The 18860-nt window shown below is 74.2% G+C and carries 1 protein-coding gene and 3 pseudogenes; all 4 read left to right on the top strand.

What is annotated here, in order from left to right; all coding sequences use genetic code 11:
• The first annotated feature begins 7 nt into the window (after positions 1–7).
• Positions 8–3145: a type I polyketide synthase gene (locus tag ACIRQH_RS38870; RefSeq protein WP_404230103.1), complete on the top strand. Its 3138-nt coding sequence runs from the start codon at positions 8–10 to the stop codon at positions 3143–3145.
• 84 nt (positions 3146–3229) lie between these two features.
• A pseudogene (locus tag ACIRQH_RS38865) lies at positions 3230–8932 on the top strand (SDR family NAD(P)-dependent oxidoreductase); the annotation flags it as partial.
• Positions 8933–8941: 9 nt separating this feature from the next.
• A pseudogene (locus ACIRQH_RS38860) lies at positions 8942–14743 on the top strand (SDR family NAD(P)-dependent oxidoreductase); the annotation flags it as partial.
• A 41-nt stretch (positions 14744–14784) separates the two neighbouring features.
• A pseudogene (locus ACIRQH_RS38855) lies at positions 14785–18705 on the top strand (acyltransferase domain-containing protein); the annotation flags it as partial.
• Between the last annotated feature and the right edge of the window lie 155 nt (positions 18706–18860).

The following is an 18860-nucleotide window of genomic DNA, read 5'->3' as shown; positions in this document are numbered from 1 at the left end:
ATTCGCAATGAGTGGCGCAGCCACTGGTATCGCCGTCATCGGGATGTCGTGCCGCTTCCCCGGCGTCGACGGCCTGGACGCCTTCTGGCGCCTGCTGACCGAGGGCGAGTCGACCCTGGGAACATTCCCCGCGCAGCGGGCGGCCGACGCCCGCCCGTTCCCTGCCGGCCACCCGGACGCCGACACCCTCACCACGGGCTCGTTCTTCGACGCCGTCGACGGCTTCGACACCGACTTCTTCACCACCGGCGCCGCCGAGGCCGCCGCCATGGACCCCGCCCAGCGCCTGGGACTCGAACTGGCCTGGGAGGCCGTCGAGGACGCCCGCATCCCGGCGGCCACGCTCGCCGGCCGCGACATCGACGTCGTCGTCGGCACCGCACCCTCCGGCTACGAACTGCTGCGCACCCTGTCCGGCGCCGACAGCGACGACCACTACGCCGCGCTCGGCTCCAGCGGCGCACTGATCGCCAACCGGATCTCCGGCCTGTTCGACGTACGCGGCATGAGCTTTTGCGCGGACTCCGGCCAGTCCTCCTCCCTGGTGTCGCTGGCCCTCGCGTGCGACCGGATCGCCGGCGGCGCCGTCGACATGGCGATCGCCGGCGGCGTGCACCTGATCGTCGACCCGCAGGCAGGACTCGGCCTGGCGAACCTGGGCGCCCTGTCACCCGACGGCCGCTGCTTCACCTTCGACGAACGGGCCAGCGGCTTCGCCCGCGGCGAGGGCGGCGCGTTCGTCGTCCTCAAACGCCTCGACCTCGCCGAAGCCGACGACGACCCCGTCCACGCCGTCATCCGCGGCTGGGGCGTGAGCAGCGGCGGAGCCTCCACCCGGATGCCCGACCCCAGCCCCGAAGGACAGGCCGCCGCCATCCGCGCCGCCCTGCGCCGCGCGGACATCGCCTTCGACAGCGTGGACTACGTCGAGGCCCACGGCACCGGCACCCGGCTCGGCGACCCCGCCGAGATCGCCGGCCTGCGCACGGTGTCCGAACAGAGCGGCCGCAGCCGCCCCCTGGTCATCGGCTCGGTGAAGACCAACGTCGGACACCTGGAGCCGGCCGCGGGCATCACCGGCCTCGTCAAGACGGCACTGTGCGTCGAGCGCGGCCACCTGGTGGCCAGCCTCAACTTCCGCACCCCCAACCCCGCCATCCCCGACTTCCACGACGACTTCGAGGTCCTGTCCGCCCCGCGGCCCTGGCCGGGCACACCCGGCCGGCCGCGCCGCGCCGGAGTGTCCGCGTTCGGCATGGGCGGCACCAACGCCCACGTCATCCTCGAACAGGCCCCCGCCCCCACGCCCCAACTCCCCTCCGGCGAAGGGGACACGACCCCGGCCGGCGGCTTCGGGACCATCCCGTGGCTGCTGTCCGCCCGCACGCACCAGGCCCTCGCCGAACAGGCGGCCCGCCTGCGCGACCACGTGAGCGCCGACCCCTCGCTGAGCGCCGCCGACGTGGGCCACTCCCTGCTCTGCACCCGGTCGCTGTTCGAGCACCGCGCCGTGGTCCTGGGCGAGGGCCGCCAGGAAGCACTGGAGGGCCTCGCCCTGCTCGCCGCGGGCACCGACGGGGCCCGCACGGTCCGCGGCACGGCCACCGGCGCCACCGGCCCGGTCGTCTTCGTCTTCCCCGGCCAGGGATCCCAGTGGCCCGGCATGGGCGGACAGCTCTACACGCAGTCGCAGGCCTTCGCCCGCTCGATCGACGCGTGCGCCCGCGCCCTCGAACCCTTCGTGGACTGGTCGCTGGTGGACGTCGTGACCGGCGCGCCGTCGGCCGCCTCGCTGGAGCGGGTGGACGTCGTCCAGCCGGCCCTGTTCGCGATGATGGTGTCGCTGGCCGAACTGTGGCGCTCCCTGGGCGTGGTCCCCGACGCCGTGGTGGGGCACTCGCAGGGCGAGATCGCCGCCGCCTGCGTCTCGGGCGCCCTCACGCTGGACGACGCGGCACGCATCGTCGCCCTGCGCAGCCAGGCGCTGAAAGCACTGGCCGGACTCGGCGGGATGAGCGCGGTCGCCGCACCCCGAGCCTGGGTCCAGGAGCGGCTGCAGCAGTGGCCGGGGCGGCTGTCGACGGCCGCCGTCAACGGGCCCGCGTCCGTGGTTATCTCCGGGGACGACGAGGCGCTCGAGGAGTTCGCGACCGCGGCCGCCGCCGACGGGGTCCGGGTACGGCGGGTCAAGGTCGACTACGCCTCCCACTCCCACCACGTCGAACGCATCCGGGAACGGCTCCTGGCGGACACCGCGGGCATCGCACCGCGCGAAGCGGCGGTCACCTTCCACTCCACGGTCACCGGAACAGCCCTGGACACCCGCACCCTGGACGGCTCCTACTGGTACGACAACCTGCGCTCGCAGGTCCGCTTCGGCGACGTCGTCGACACCCTGATGCGCGAACGCGGCGGGGTGTTCGTCGAGGTCAGCCCGCACCCCGTACTCCAGGTGGCGATGGAGGAGGCCGCGGACACGCTGGCCGCCCCGCCCCTGCTGGCAAGCACTCTGCACCGGCGCGACGGCAGCGTCGGCAAGGTGCTGGCCTCACTGGCCGAACTGCACGTGCGCGGTGTGCCGGTGAACTGGAGGACCGCGTTCGCCGGCCACCGTCCGCGCACCCTCGCCCTGCCCACCTACCCCTTCCAGCGCCGCCGGTACTGGCTGACAGCCCCCGACGGCCCGGACGGCCCCGACACCCCGGCGGCCACCGCACCCGGCCCGGACACCAGGACCGCGGACCTCACCTCGCAGGCAGCGGTACTGGCCCTGGTGTGCGCCGAGACGGCGGCACTGCTGGGCGTCAAGGACACGGGGATCACGGGCGCCGACATCGCGCGACGGGCCGAGGACACCTTCAAGGCCCTGGGCTTCGACTCCGCGATGGCGGTGGGGCTGCGCAGCCGGCTCGCCGCGGCGGTGGGCCTGCGCCTGCCGGCCACCGTCGCCTTCACCTACCCCACCGCGCACACGCTCGCCCGCCACCTCTTCTCCCTCCTGGAACCGCAGACGCCCGCCGCCCCGCGGCCGGACGCGCAGCCGCCGGCGGCCGAGGAGGCGCGGCAGGCCAAGGACGTGCCGGGCGGGCCGCAGAGCGGCAGTGACGACGATCTGTACGCGTTGATCGAGCGCGGATACGTGTAGCAACACCGTTCGTATTGGCAACTGTTGGGGGAGGCCCTGGTGGAGGATGTCGACAAGCTCCGGTCCTACTTGCGACGCGCCGTCGGCGACGCGCAGGACCTGCGTGAGCGGGTGCGCGAGCTGGAGGAGTCCGCACGCGAGCCCATCGCGGTCGTGGGTGTGGGGTGTCGCTTCCCGGGCGGGGTGACCTCGCCCGAAGGGCTGTGGGACGTCGTGTCCGACGGCGTGGACGCGATGGGCGACTTCCCCCGCGACCGCGGCTGGGACCTGGACGCGCTGTACGACCCGGACCCCGAGGCGCACGGAAAGACGTACACCCGCACCGGCGGATTCCTGCCCGGCCTCGCCGACTTCGACGCGCCGTTCTTCGGGATCAGCCCGCGCGAGGCGCTGGCCATGGACCCGCAGCAGCGCCTCATGCTGGAGACCTCCTGGGAGGCGCTGGAGCGGGCGGGCATCGACCCGGCCGGCCTGCGCGGCTCGTCGACCGGCGTGTTCACCGGCCTGTACGCCGTCGACTACGGCCCGCGGATGGGCGGCGGGGCGGCCGGCGACGTGGAGGGTTTCGCGATCGCCGGCACCTACACCAGCGTCGCCTCGGGCCGGGTGGCCTACGTCCTGGGGCTGGAGGGCCCGGCCCTGTCCACCGACACCGCCTGCTCGTCCTCGCTCGTCGCCGTCCACCAGGCCGTACGGTCCCTGCGGTCGGGGGAGTGCACGCTGGCCCTGGCGGGCGGGGTCTCCACGCTGCCCACGCCGGGCCTGTTCGTGGAACTCGCCCGTCAGCGGGGCCTGTCCGAGGACGGCCGGTGCAAGGCGTTCGCGGACGCCGCGGACGGCACCGGCTTCTCCGAGGGCGCGGGCGTCCTGGTTCTGGAGAAACTCTCCGACGCCCTGCGCAACGGCCGCCGTATCTGGGCGGTGATCCGCGGCTCCGCGGTCAACCAGGACGGCGCCTCCAACGGGCTGACCGCGCCCAGCGAACTGGCGCAGCGGCGCGTCATCCGCGCCGCCCTGGCCGACGCCGGGCTGCCCGCCGCCGCGGTGGACGCGGTGGAGGCGCACGGCACCGGCACCCGGCTGGGCGATCCGATGGAGGCCGAGGCCCTGCTCGCCACCTACGGCCAGGACCGGGAGGCGGACCGCCCGCTGTGGCTGGGGTCGCTGAAGTCGAACATCGGTCACACCCAGGCGGCGGCCGGGGTGGGCGGCATCATCAAGATGGTCATGGCGATGCGGCACGGGGTGCTGCCCCGCACCCTGCACGTCGACCGCCCCTCCAGCCATGTCGACTGGACGGCAGGAGCGGTCCAGCTCCTCACCGAGGCGCGCGAGTGGACCGGCACACCCGAACGCCCGCTCCGGGCCGGGGTGTCCAGCTTCGGCATCAGCGGCACCAACGCCCACCTCATCCTCGAACAGCCCCCGCACGACACCGGACAACCCCATGACAACCACGGCCACAGTGACGGCCACGGCCACAGTGACGGTGTCGGTGTCGGCGCGGGTGCGGCCGGGCAGGCCCCCGACGCCGTACCGGCCGCCGGCACGCCCGCCTCCCCGCCCGCCACCGCCCCGCCGGCCACCGCGGCCCCGGGCGGTGTGCTGCCGTGGGTGCTGTCGGCGAAGTCCCCGGAGGCCCTGCGCGGCCAGGCCCGGCTGCTGCACGATGCCGTCGCCGCCGCCCCCGGTCTGCCGCTCGACGCCCTCGGACACGCCCTGGTGAGCACCCGCTCCCTCTTCGACCACCGCCAGGTGGTGATCGGCACCGGCCGCCAGGACCTCCTGGCCGCCCTGGCCGCCGTCGCCGCCGGCGAGGAGAACAGCCCCGCCGCCCTGGTGTCGGGCGTCGCGACACCGGCCGGCCGCACCGTCTTCGTGCTGCCCGGACAGGGCGCCCAGTGGGTCGCGATGGGCCGGGAACTGTGGGAGACCTCCCCGGTCTTCGCCCAGGCGCTGCGTGCCTGCGCCAAAGCCCTGGAGCCGTATGTCGACTGGCCGCTGATCGACACCGTGTGCGGCGGCCCGGACGCCGCCGACCTGGACGACATCGACGTCGTCCAGCCGGCCCTGTTCGCCGTGATGGTGGCGCTGGCCCAGGTGTGGCGCTCGCTGGGTGTGACACCCGACGCGGTCATCGGCCACTCCCAGGGCGAGATCGCCGCCGCCCACATCGCCGGCGCCCTGACCCTGGACGACGCCGCCAGGATCGTCGCCCTGCGCTCCCGGCTGCTGGCCACCGCCGCCGGACAGGGCAGCATGGCCGCGATCCTGCTGCCCGAACAGCGGGTGGAGGAACTGCTGGAGCCGTGGACCGGCCGGGTCGGCATCGCCGCGGTCAACGGACCCAACTCCACGACCGTCTCCGGCCAGAGCACCGCGGTACGGGAACTGGTCGCCGCCTGCGAGGCCCAGGGCGCCCGCGCCCGCCTGGTCAAGTCCAGCGTTCCCGGCCACTCCCGGCTCATGGACCAGTTCCACGACGCGCTCCTCGACGGCCTGGGCCGCATCACGCCCCACCCGACCACGGTGCCGATCTACTCCACGGTGACCGGCGACCTGATCGACCCCGCCGCCCTGGACAGCGCCTACTGGTTCCGCAACCTGCGCGAACCCGTCCGCTTCCACGCCGCCATGCGGCGCCTGGCCGCCGAACAGCCCACCGGCACCGTCATCGAGCTCAGCCCGCACCCGCTGCTCACGATGAACATCCAGGAGATCCTCGACACCACCCCCGGCGCCACCGGCTTCGCGGTCGGCTCACTGCGCCGCGGCGAGGGCGGACTCGCCCGCCTGTACCGGTCGGCCGCCGAAGCCTTCGTCGCCGGCACCCCGGTGGCCTGGCAGGCCGCCTTCCCCGGCCAGGACGGCCAGGACGGTCCGGGGGCCGAACTGCCCACCTACGCCTTCCAGCGCCGCCGCTACTGGCTGGACACCCCCGGCGAGTCCACCACCCTCAGCACCTCCGACCACCCCCTCCTCGACGCCGTGATCGACCTGCCCGCCGACACCGGGCAGGGCGGGGTGGTGGCCCGCGGACGCCTGTCGCTGGAGCGCCACCCCTGGCTCGCCGACCACACCGTGCACGGCGCCGTCCTGGTCCCGGCGACCGTGCTGGCCGAACTGGCGGCGTGGGCGGCGGACAAGGCCGGCTGCCCCGCCGTCGGCGAACTCACCCTGGAGACACCCCTGGTGCTCTCCCGCACCGCCGAGCGCGACCTGCGCGTCGTCATCGACGCGGACCGCGTCCTGAGCGTGCACTCCCGCGCCGACGGCGAGACCCGCTGGACCCGCAACGCGGTGGGCACCGCCACCCCCGCCACTCCCGACACCTCGGCGGCCCCCGGCGCCTCGGCCGGTCCTGTGCCGGAGAGCCTGGCCGTGTGGCCGCCCGCAGGCGCCGACCCCGTCCCCTTCGAGGACGAGTACACCCGCCTCGCCGCCCTCGGCATCCACCACGGACCCCTGCTGCGCGGCCTGACCAAGGTGTGGCGCCGGGGCGAGACCCTGTTCGCCGAGGTCGAACCCGCCCCCGACGGCGCCGGCCTGACCGGTTTCCGGATCCACCCCGCCCTGCTCCACGCGGCGCTCCTGCCCGTCGGCCTGGGCGAGTTCGTCGACACCACCCGCCCCGAGGGCTGGCTGCCGCTGCGCCTGACGGGCCTGCGCGTCAGCGCCGCCCGCCCCGGCCCGCTGCGCGTGCGCCTGGCCCCCGCGGGGCCGGACACGCTGTCGGTGAGCATCGCGGACCAGCACGGAACACCCGTCGCCTCCATCGCCGCCCTGACCCTGGCCCCGGCGGACGCGGGACAACTGACCGCGCTGGGCTTCGACACCCGCGACGCCCTCTTCCGGATCGACTGGACGCCCCTGCCCGTCCCGGCCACCACCGGCCCCTACGCGGTCCTCGCCGCCCTGGGCAGCCCGCCCGCCGCCCCTCCCGCACGGGGCGACACCGTGTTCGCCTCGCCAGCCCAACTCGCCGCCTCCGGACGGGAGATACCCCCGCTCGTCATCACCGCCCTCGACCACCCGGAGACCCACACCGGCAGCGACGCGGAGGTTCCGGCCGCCACCGAGCGGGCCCTGCACCGCGTCCTCGGCCGGGCCAAGGACTGGCTCGCCGACGACCGGTTCTCCGCCTCCCGCCTGGTCGTGGTGACCCGCGGCGCGTTCGGCGACGGCCCCGGCGCCCCCGCCGACCCGGTGGCCGCCGCGGTCTGGGGATTCCTGCGCACCGCGCAGACCGAGAACCCGGGCCGCTTCACCCTCGTCGACACCGACGGCCTGCCCGCCTCCCACGCCCTGATCCCGGCGGCCGCCGCCACCGGAGAGGCCCAGCTCACGATCCGCGCCGGCGCCGCGACCACACCGCAACTGGCCCCCGTACACGACCCCTCCACCGCCGGCGATCCCCGCGACAGCGAGCAGGACACACCCGCGCTCGGGTCGGGGACCGTACTGATCACCGGCGGCACCAGCGGCCTGGGCGCGCTGCTGGCCCACCACCTCGTGCGGCGTCAGGGCGTGTCGCGCCTGCTGCTGACCAGCAGGCGCGGACCGGACGCCCCCGGGGCGGCACAGCTGCGCAAGGAACTGGCCGCGGCGGGCGCCCAGGTGGAGATCGTCGCCTGCGACGTCACCCGCCGCGCCGCGGTCGCCGAACTGATCGCCGCACTCCCGGCCGACCAGCCGCTGTCCGCGGTGATCCACTGCGCCGGGGTTCTCGATGACGGCGTCGTCGAGGCCCTGACCGAGGACCGCGTGGACGCGGTCCTGGCACCCAAGACACACGGCGCCTGGCACCTGCACGAGATGACCCGGCACCTGGACCTGTCCGCGTTCGTCCTGTTCTCCTCCGTCGCCAGCGTGCTGGGCACGGCCGGACAGGCCAACTACGCGGCCGCCAACGCCTTCCTCAACGCCCTCGCCGAAGCCCGCACGGCCGCCGGACTGCCCGCCACCGCACTGTGCTGGGGCTTTTGGGCCCAGCGCAGCGAGATGAGCGCCGACCTCGCCGACGCCGACATCGTCCGCCTGCGGCGCCAGGGCATCCAGCCCATGTCGACGGCCGAGGGACTCGCCCTCTTCGACGCGGCACTGCGCGCGGACCGCCCGGTCCTGGTGCCCACCCGCCTGCACCGCCCCGCCCCCGGCGCACCGGCCGCCGCACCCATGGGCTCGCCGCTGCTGCGCGCACTGACCGGCACACCGGCGGCGCCGTCCGGCCAGGCCGGCACCGAACCGGCCGGCACCACCCTCGCCGAGCAGCTCGCCCCCCTTTCGCCGGCCGACGCGCACGCCCTGCTCCTGGACACCGTCCGGGCGCAGACCGCGGCCGTCCTGGGCCACCCGGACACCGCGAGGATCGGGCCGGCCGCGACGTTCCGCAAACTGGGGATCGACTCGCTCACGGCGCTGGAACTGCGCAACAAACTCTCCGCGGTCACCGGCCTGAAGCTGCCCGCCACGCTCGTGTTCGACCATCCCAACCCGGGCGCCCTCGCCCAGTTCCTGGCCGGGAGCATCAGCCCCGAACCCGCCGCCGGACCCGGGTCGGCGGCCGGTCATCTGGCCCAGGAGATCGAGGAGTTGGGTGCCCGGCTGGAGGACGCGTTCCTGCGCCTGGCACAGCAGGACCAGACCACCATTTCCACTCTGCTCGGCGAGCTCCAGGGCCGAGTCCGTTCACTGGCGGGCGCCGGATCACCGGTCGGCATCGCCGACCAGATCAGTTCGGCCTCGGCGGGAGACCTTCTCGCCCTGCTGGACAAAGAGCTCGGCTAGGGGAGAGCGATGACCAACGACAGCAACGCCGATGTCCTCGACTACCTCAAGCGGACATCGATCGAACTGATCGAGACCCGCAAGCGGCTGAAGGAGGTGACGGAGGCGGCCGCCGAACCCATCGCGGTCATCGGCGTCGCCTGCCGCTTCCCGGGCGGCGCGACCTCCCCGGAGGCCCTGTGGGACCTGGTGCGCCAGGGCGCGGACGTCGTGTCCGCCTTCCCCGAGGACCGCAACTGGGACCTTCAGGGCCTCGCCGACCCGGACCCGGACCGGGCCGGCACCTCCTCCACCCGCTCGGGCGGATTCCTCTACGACGCCGGGGACTTCGACGCCGAGTTCTTCGAGATCAACCCGCGCGAGGCGCTGGCCGCCGACCCGCAGCACCGGCTCCTGCTGGAGACCTCCTGGGAGTCCCTGGAACGCGCCGGCATCGACCCGCAGACCCTGAACGGCAGCAGCACCGGCGTGTTCGCCGGGCTCGCCTACTTCGGATACGGCAACCACTTCTCCACCCCCGAGACCATCGCCGGCTACGCGCAGACCGGCTCCCTGCTGAGCGTGGCCTCGGGCCGGGTGTCCTACGCGCTGGGCCTTCAGGGCCCTGCCGTCTCGACGGACACCGCCTGTTCCTCCTCGCTGGTGGCGGTGCACCAGGCGGTGCAGTCGCTGCGGCAGGACGAATGCGGCCTCGCGCTGGCCGGAGGCGTCACCGTGATGGCGATGCCGCAGGTGTTCCGGGAGATGTCACGCCAGCGGGGCCTGTCGCAGGACGGCCGGTGCAAGGCGTTCGCGGACGCCGCGGACGGCACCGGCTTCTCCGAGGGTGTCGGCATGCTCGTCCTGGAGAGGCTCTCCGACGCGCGCCGCAACGGCCGCCGTGTCTGGGCGGTGATCCGCGGCTCCGCGATCAACCAGGACGGCGCCTCCAACGGACTGACCGCACCGAGCGGGCCGGCCCAGCAGCGCGTCATCCGCGCGGCCCTGGCCAACGCCCGGGTGCAGGCGAGCGACGTGGACGTGGTGGAGGCCCACGGCACCGGCACCACCCTGGGCGACCCCATCGAGGCACAGGCGGTCCTGGCCACCTACGGCCAGGACAGGGAGCAGGACAGCCCGCTGTGGCTGGGTTCCCTGAAGTCGAACATCGGCCACACCCAGGCGGCGGCCGGGGTGGGCGGCATCATCAAGATGATCATGGCGATGCGGCACGGGGTGCTGCCCCGCACCCTGCACGTCGACCAGCCCTCCCGCCACGTCGACTGGACGGCCGGAGCGGTACAGCTGCTCACCGAGGCCCGCGACTGGACCAGTACACCGCAGCGGCCCCGCCGGGCCGGGGTGTCCAGCTTCGGCGCGAGCGGCACCAACGCCCACCTCATCCTCGAACAGGCCCCCGAAGAACAGCCCGCGCCCGCCGCGCAGGACACCCCCAGCGACAACGATGGGACGAACCCCGACGCGAACACCCAACAGCCCACTTTCACGGGCGACTTGGTGGCGTGGACGGTGTCGGCCCGCTCGGAGCAGGCGCTGCGCGCCCAGGCCGGCAGACTGCGCGACTTCGCCGCCACCGGCCCGCACCCGGACCTCGCCGACGTCGGCTGGTCGCTGGCGTCGAGCCGCGCACGCTTCGAGCACCGCGCGGTCGTCCTGGGCCGCACCCGCGACGAACTCCTGAACGCCCTCACGTCGTTGAGCCAGGGCGAGGAGTCCGCCGCCGTGGTGCGGGGCGTCGCCGGTGAACTCGGCGGCACCGTCTTCATGTTCCCCGGCCAGGGTTCCCCCTGGGCCGGCGCGGCACGGCAGTTGTACGACGCCTTCCCCGTCTTCGCCCGCAGCCTCGACGAGGTCTGCGCACACTTCGACGCCCACCTCCCGATCGACCTGAGGTCCGTCCTGCTCGCCGAGGAGCCCGCCGGCCGCGAGCGGACCGACATCGCGCAGCCGGCCCTGTTCGCCCTGCAGGTCAGCCTCTACCGGCTCCTGACCGCCCATCTCCCGGCCCCGGACCGCCTGATCGGCCACTCGGTCGGCGAGATCGCCGCCGCGCACGTGTCCGGCGCCCTCACCCTGGCCGACGCGGCCCGGCTGGTGGCCGCCCGCGGACGGATCATGCAGACGGTGAGCGAACGCGGCGCCATGCTCGCCGTCCGCGCCGCCGAAGCCCGCACCATCCCCCTGCTCACCCCCTACGCGCGGACCGGCATCGCCGCCGTCAACGGCCCGGAGTCGGTGGTGGTCTCGGGCCTGCGCGAGGAGGTCCACGCCCTGCGCGACCAGCTCGTCGCCGCCGGCACCTCGGCGAAACTCCTCCCCGTCGAGCACGCCTTCCACTCCCCGCTCATGGACCCCGTCCTCACCGAATTCGGGCAGGCCATCGCGGGACTCACCCCCGGCGAGACGGCGATCCCCGTCGTCTCGACCAGGCTGGGCCGCGAGGCCACCGGCGAGGAACTGGCATCCGTCACCCACTGGGTGGACCACGTCCGCGCACCCGTCCGCTTCCACGACGCGCTCCAGAGCGCCCGCGCGGCCGGCGCACGCGTCTTCGTCGAGGTGGGCCCGGGAGCCACCCTCACCGGCATGACCCAGGAGGCCTTCGCCCACCAGGGCATCGACGACGCGCTGGTACTGTCCGCCGCCCGCCGCGACCGCGGCGGACCCCAGGCCCTCATCACCCTGCTCGCCCAGCTGCACGTGCACGGCAGCCCGGCCGACCTCGGCGCCCTGTCCGGCACCCGCCGCACCGTCGACCTGCCCACCTACGCCTTCCAGCACCAGCGTTACTGGCTGGACTTCCAGGCCGGCACCCAGAGCGCCGACATCGCCTCCGCCGGCCTGGCCGCCCCCCGACACCCCCTGCTGGGGGCCGTCATGGACCACCCCACGACCGGCGAGAGCGTCTTCACCGACCTGTGGTCCCTGCGCACCCACCCCTGGCTGGCCGACCACAGCGTGTTCGGCGCGGCCGTCGTCCCGGCCACCGCCTACCTGGACCTGGCCCTGTCGGTGGGAGAACACCTCGGCTGCCCCGCCGTCGAGGAACTCTCCCTGGAAGTACCCCTGATCCTTCCCGACCCCGGCGAGATCCAGATACGGCTCGTCGCCGGCACCCCCGACGAGACGGGCCGCCGCTCCCTGGACGTGTACGCGCGCCCGGACGGCGCCGGGACCGGGGCGGCGGCGGGCGGCTGGACCCGTCACGCGATGGGAACCCTGGCCCCGCACACCCCCGCGACCCCGGAAACCGACGGTGCAGGTCTGCCGGCCGTGTGGCCGCCGCCCGGCGCCACCCCGCTGCCCGTGGACGGTCTCTACGACTCCCTCGCCGACGCGGGCTTCGACTACGGGCCGACCTTCCGCGGACTGCGCGAGGTGTGGCGCCACGGCGAGGACCTGTTCGCCCTGGCCACCCTGCCCGTCTCCGGCGACACCTCGGCCGGCGACGGCTTCGCCCTGCACCCGGCCCTGTTCGACTCCGTCCTGCACGCGGTCGTCGCCGGCGGCGTCATCGAAGTGACCGGCGAGCAGGGCTGGATGCCCTTCTCCTGGTCCGGCGCCGAACTCACCGGAGTGTGCGGCCCCACCGTCAAGGTCCGTCTCTCCCCGGCCGGCGAAGGCGTCGTCGCAGTAACGGTCGCCGACGAACACGGCCTGCCCCTCGCCCGCATCCGGGCCCTCACCTTCCGCCCGGCGAGCGCCGAACAGGTCCACGCCGCCCGCGGCACCCGGCACCAGCCCCTCTACGAACTGCAGTGGCACCCCGCCCGGCCCGGCACCCCGCAAGGGGCCCGGCCCCTCACCCCACCGGCCCGCCACGACCGGTGGGCCGTCATCGGCACCGCCAACGGCCTGGCCGCCCGCCTCACGGCAGGCCAGGAGAACACCGTCCTGCACACCGGCCTGGACGAGACGCTCACCGGCCCGGCGCCGACGACCCTCGTGCTGTGCCCCGACGACATCACCGCCGCCTGGGCCGTCGATCCGCTCACCGCGGTCCGGGACACCAACCGGCACGTGCTGGAGCAGATCCAGCGCTTCCTCGCCGAGGAGACCCTGACCGCCACCACCCTGCTCGTCCTCACCCGCTTCGCCCAGGACACCGGCAGGGGGGAGCGCACCGCCTCCCTGAGCGGCGCGTCCGTGTGGGGCCTGATCCGCTCCGCCCAGACCGAACACCCCGGCCGGTTGCGCCTGCTGGACATCGACGACGACGAGGCGTCCCTGGACCGCGTCCCGGACGCGCTCGCCCTGGGCGAGGACCAGCTCGCCCTGCGCGCCGGCACCCTCCTGCTCCCACGCCTCGCGCAGGCCACGCCCGCCGCCCACCGCATCGAAGCCCCGGCCCCCGGACCCCACCGCCTGGGCATCCCCACCAAGGGAACGCTGGAGAACCTGACCTGGGTGCCGTGCCCCGAGGTGGAGGCACCCCTGACGAGCGGACAGGTCCGTATCGCCGTCCAGGCCGCCGGCCTCAACTTCCGCGACATCACCCTCGCGCTCGGCCTGGTGGACCGCACCGCCCTCGACGCGGGCCTGGGCAGCGAAGGCGCCGGCATCGTCCTGGACGTCGCCGACGACGTGACCCGCCTGGCACCCGGCGACCGGGTCACCGGCATCTTCCCCGGCGCCTTCGGCCGCGTGGCCCTCGCCGACCACCGCCTGCTCACCCTCATCCCCGACACCTGGAGCTACGCCGAGGCGGCCTCCGTCCCCTCCACCTTCCTGACCGCCTACCACGCCCTCTTCCACGTCAACCCGCTCCAGCGGGGCCAGCGGATCCTCATCCACGCCGCGGCCGGCGGCGTCGGCATGGCCGCCGTCCAGCTCGCCCGGCACATCGGCGCCGAGATCTACGCGACCGCGAGTCCCGCCAAGTGGCCCGCCCTGCGCGCCCTGGGACTGGACGACGAGCACCTGGCGTCCTCCCGCGACCTCGACTTCGCACCCAAGTTCCTCACCACCTCCGCCGACCGCGGAGTGGACGTCGTCCTGAACTCCCTCGCCCACGCCTTCGTCGACGCCTCACTGACCCTGCTCCCGCACGGCGGGCACTTCACCGAGATGGGCAAGACCGACATCCGCGACCCCCACCAGGTCGCCGCCCAGCACCCCGGAGTCCGCTACCAGGCCTTCGACCTCTACGAGGCCGGCCCCGACGCGCTCCACGCCATGTTCCGCTCCGTCATGGACCTCTTCACCGACGGCCACCTCCACCTCAACCCGGTCTCGGTGCGCGACATCCGCGACGCCCGGGCGGCCTTCCGTGAGATGAGCCAGGGCCGCCACACCGGCAAGCTGGTCCTCGACGTCGGCGGCGGCTTCGGCGGCGGCACCGTCCTGGTCACCGGCGGCACCGGGGGAGTGGGCTCCCTGATGGCCCGCCACCTCGTCGCCGAACACGGGGTGCGCAGCCTGGTCCTGGCGAGCCGCCGCGGCAGCGCCGCCGACGGCAGCGCCGACCTGGTCGCCGGCCTCCGGGCCGCGGGCGCCGACGTCCATGTCGTCGCCCTGGACATCACCGACCGCACCGCCGTGGCCGGCCTGCTCACCGACCTGCCCGGCCGCCATCCGCTGACCGCGGTCGTCCACGCGGCCGGCGCGCTGGCCGACGCCACCGTCGAGTCCCTGACCCCCCAGCACCTGGACCACGTACTGGACGCCAAGGCCGCCGGCGCACTGAACCTGCACGAACTGACCCAGGACCGCCCCCTGTCGGCGTTCATCCACTTCTCCGCCCTCGCCGGCACCCTGGGCACCGCCGGCCAGGCCAACTACGCCGCCGCCAACGCCTTCCTGGACGCCCTGGCCGCACAGCGCCACGCCGCCGGCCTGCCCACCACCTCACTGTGCTGGGGCTGGTGGGAACAGAGCAGCGCCATGACCGAGGACCTTCACCGCGCCGACCTCTCCCGGCTGCGCCGCATGGGCATCGCCCCGATGCCCACCACCGAGGCACTGGCCCTCTTCGACGCCGCCCGCGCGAACGGCAAGGCGGTCCTCGTCCCCGCCCGCGTCGACCTCGCGGCCCTGCGCCGCCGGTCCGCCGACGAACTGCCACTCCTGCTAAGGGAGTTGGCCACGAGCAGCGGCCCCCGCCGCGACCCGGCCGGCACGCCCGAGGCCGGTCTCACCGGCCGGCTGACCGCCCTGCCCGAGGAACAGGCACAGGCCGCCGCCACCGACTGGGTCCGCGACCAGGTCGCCATCGTCCTCGCCCACCCCTCCGGCGCCGCCGTCGACGCCGACCAGGCCTTCACCCAGCTCGGCTTCGACTCCCTGACCGCCGTCGAACTGTGCAACCGGCTGGCCGCCACCACCGGACTGCGCCTGCCCTCCACCCTCGTCTTCAGCTACCCCACCCCCCGCGAACTGGGCCACCACCTCGTCGGCCTGCTCCGCCCCGAACCCGACCCGCAGGCCGACGCGGACGCCACGATCCGGCAGATCCTGCACACCCTCACACCCGACCGCCTGCGCGAAGCAGGCCTCCTGGACCAGGTCCTGGCCTGCGCCGACCCGCTCAGCGCCACCGGCCCCCACCCGGCCGACCCCGACCCCGGCACGGACGAACTGTCGGACCTGGACCTGGAAGCACTGGTCGACCTGGCCCTGGACGAGAGATGACGGACATGACCACCAACCCCGCAGAGCGCACAGCGGACGGCGCCGACCGGGTCCAGCGGGCCCTGCGCACCCTGCTGGAGGAACGCGACCGCCTCCGGCAGGAGAACGACGCCCTCAAGGCCGGCCGCGGCGAGCCGATCGCCGTGGTCGCCATGGCCTGCCGCTACCCCGGAGACGTGTCGAGCCCCGAGGACCTGTGGGAGGTGATCCGCGAGGGCCGCGACGTCGTCGGCGCGTTCCCCACCGACCGCGGCTGGCGCGACGTCTACGACCCCGACCCCGACACCGTCGGCACCTCCTACGTGCGCCACGGCGGCTTCCTTTCCGACGTGGCCGGATTCGACGCGGACTTCTTCGGCATCAGCCCCCGCGAGGCGCTCGCCACCGACCCGCAGCAGCGCCTGCTGCTGGAGACGTCGTGGGAGGTCTTCGAGCGGGCCGGCATCGTCCCCGCCACCGTGCGCGGCACCGACGTCGGCGTGTTCACCGGCGTCAGCTCCTCCGAGTACGGCTCCCGCTTCCTGGAAGGGCAGAAGAACGGCCTGGAGGGCTACGTCCTGCACGGCAGCACCCTCAGCGTCGCCTCCGGCCGCGTCGCCTACGAGATGGGCCTGACCGGACCGGCCCTGTCGGTGGACACCGCCTGCTCCTCCTCCCTGGTCGCCCTGCACCTGGCGGCACAGTCCCTGCGGGCGGGGGAGTGCTCCCTGGCGCTGGCGGGCGGCGCCCTGGTGATGTCGACGACCGAACTGTTCGTGGAGTTCTCCCGCCAGAAGGGCCTGGCCCCCGACGGCCGCTGCAAGTCCTTCGCCGCCGGCGCGGACGGCACCGGCTGGGCCGAGGGCGTGGGCGTGCTCCTGCTGGAGAAACTGTCCGACGCCCGCCGCAACGGCCACCCCGTCCTCGCCGTCGTCGCCGGCTCCGCCGTCAACCAGGACGGCGCCAGCAACGGCCTGACCGCCCCCAACGGCCGCGCCCAGGAGAACGTCATCCGCAAGGCGCTGGCGAACGCCCGGGTCAGCGCCTGCGAGGTCGACCTGGTCGAGGCGCACGGCACCGGAACCGTCCTCGGCGACCCCATCGAGGCGGGCGCCCTGCTGGCCGCCTACGGCCAGGACCGCGAGCCGGGCCGGCCCCTGTGGCTGGGATCGCTGAAGTCGAACATGGGCCACGCCCAGGCCGCCGCGGGCGTCGCCTCGATCATCAAGGCCGTCCTGGCCATCCGCCACCGCCACCTGCCCCGGACCCTGAACGTGGACGCCCCCTCCCCGCACGTGGACTGGGCCGCCGGCGGCGTCGAACTGCTCACCCGGGGACGGGAATGGGACCGGGCGCAGGGGCCACGGCGCGCCGGGGTGTCCTCGTTCGGCGTGAGCGGCACCAACGTGCACGTGATCCTGGAGGAAGCCCCCGAGGACCAGCGGAGCGAACCGGCCCCGCCGCGCGAACAGATCGCACAGGCCGGCCCGCCCGGGGGAGTCGTGGGCGGCCTGGTGCCCTGGGTGGTGTCCGCCAAGAGCGCGGCGGCCCTCGAACAGCAGGCGGCCAGACTGCGCGACGCCACCGCCGCCGACACCGGCGTGGACCTCGCCGCCGTCGGCTGGTCTCTGCTGTCCAGCCGCTCACGCTTCGAGCACCGCGCGGTCGTCCTGGGCCGCACCCGCGCCGAACTCCTCGACGGACTCACCTCCCTGAGCCGGGGCCAGGACAGCCCCGGCGTGGTCCGCGGCCGCGCGGGCACCCCCGGCGGCACCGTCTTCGTCTTCCCCGGACAGGGCTCGCAGTGGGTGGGCATGGGACGCCGGCTCTACGACACCTTCCCCGCCTTCGCCCACAGTCTCGACGCGTGCGCGCAAGCCCTCGCCGAGTGGACCGACTGGTCCCTGCTGGACGTGCTGCGCGCCGCCGACGGCGCACCGGGACTGGACCGGGTGGACGTCCTGCAGCCGGCCCTGTTCTCCGTCATGGTGTCGCTCGCCGCCCTGTGGCGGTCCTGGGGCGTGGAGCCGGCCGCGGTGATCGGCCACAGCCAGGGCGAGATAGCCGCCGCCCACGTGTGCGGCGCCCTGTCCCTGCGCGACGCCGCGAAGATCGTGGCGCTGCGCAGCAAGGCGCTGGTGGACCTCATCGGACACGGCGCGATGGCCTCGGTCGCCGAATCGGAGCAGACCGTCCAGGAACGGATCGCGCCCTGGAGCGGCCAGGTCAGTGTCGCCGTCGTCAACGGGCCCCGCTCCGTGGTGGTGTCCGGCGAGCCGGACGCCCTGGACGAGTTCATCGAGAAGATGAAGGCCGAAGGCACCCAGGCCCGCAGGATCTCGGTCGACTACGCCTCCCACTCCCACCACGTGACCCGGGTCCGCGACCAGGTGCGGGACCCGCTCGACGGCCTGGACCCGAGGACGTCCACACTGCCCTTCTACTCCACCCTGTACGGCGAGGTCATCGACACGGCACGGCTGAACGCCGGCTACTGGTACGACAACCTGCGCGAAAAGGTCCAATTCTCCACATCTGTAGGAAAGTTGGCCGAGGACGGGTTCCGTGTGTTCGTCGAGATGAGCCCGCACCCCGTCCTGACCGTCCCGGTGCAGGAGACCCTAGAGGACCTTCCCGACGCACTCGTCCTGTCCTCGATGCGCCGCAACCGCGACGAGGTCGCCTCCGTCCTCACCTCCCTGGCCCAACTCCACGTCCAGGGCGGCCCGGTGGACCTCACCACCCTCTTCGAGACCCGCCACCGGGTGGACCTGCCCACCTACGCCTTCCAGCACCAGCGGTACTGGCTCGACTCCACCCGCACCACGGCCGCCGCCCAGGACACCGCCCCCCAGCCGCCCGGCGAGGAGCCGCCCGTACCCCTGCCGCAACGGCTCGCCGCCCTCCCCGAGGAAGAGGCGGGCGCCGTCCTGCTGGACCACGTCCTGGAGAAGGTCGCCGTCGTCCTCGGACACGCCTCGAGCCAGTCGGTGGGCCCCGACCAGGAGTTCAAGGAACTCGGCTTCGACTCCCTGCTCTCGGCGGAGCTCAGCAAACGCCTGACCGCCTCCACCGGACTCAAACTGCGGGCGAACCTGGTACTGCGCCACCCCTCGCCCCGCCGCGTCACCGGCCACGTCCTGTCCCTGCTGACCGCACGCTGACCGCACCGAACCACCGCTCCCGCCGGGCACCTGGGTGCCCGGCGGGAGGTGTCCCGCCGGCGGGACACCGCAAGCACCACCGCGGCCCCGCCCGCCGGACACCCAGGTGCATTGAACGGCTGTGTCACTTCCCCGACAGTGGGGGTGATCTGCGA

This window comes from Streptomyces sp. NPDC102279, from assembly GCF_044766365.1.
Taxonomy (GTDB): domain Bacteria; phylum Actinomycetota; class Actinomycetes; order Streptomycetales; family Streptomycetaceae; genus Streptomyces.
This window is presented reverse-complemented; position numbering and strand designations above follow the sequence as displayed.

Coding starts and splice junctions, on each gene's coding strand:
- ACIRQH_RS38870 (WP_404230103.1), top strand. CDS start 8: ATGAGTGGCGCAGCCACTGGTATCGCCGTCATCGGGATGTCGTGCCGC.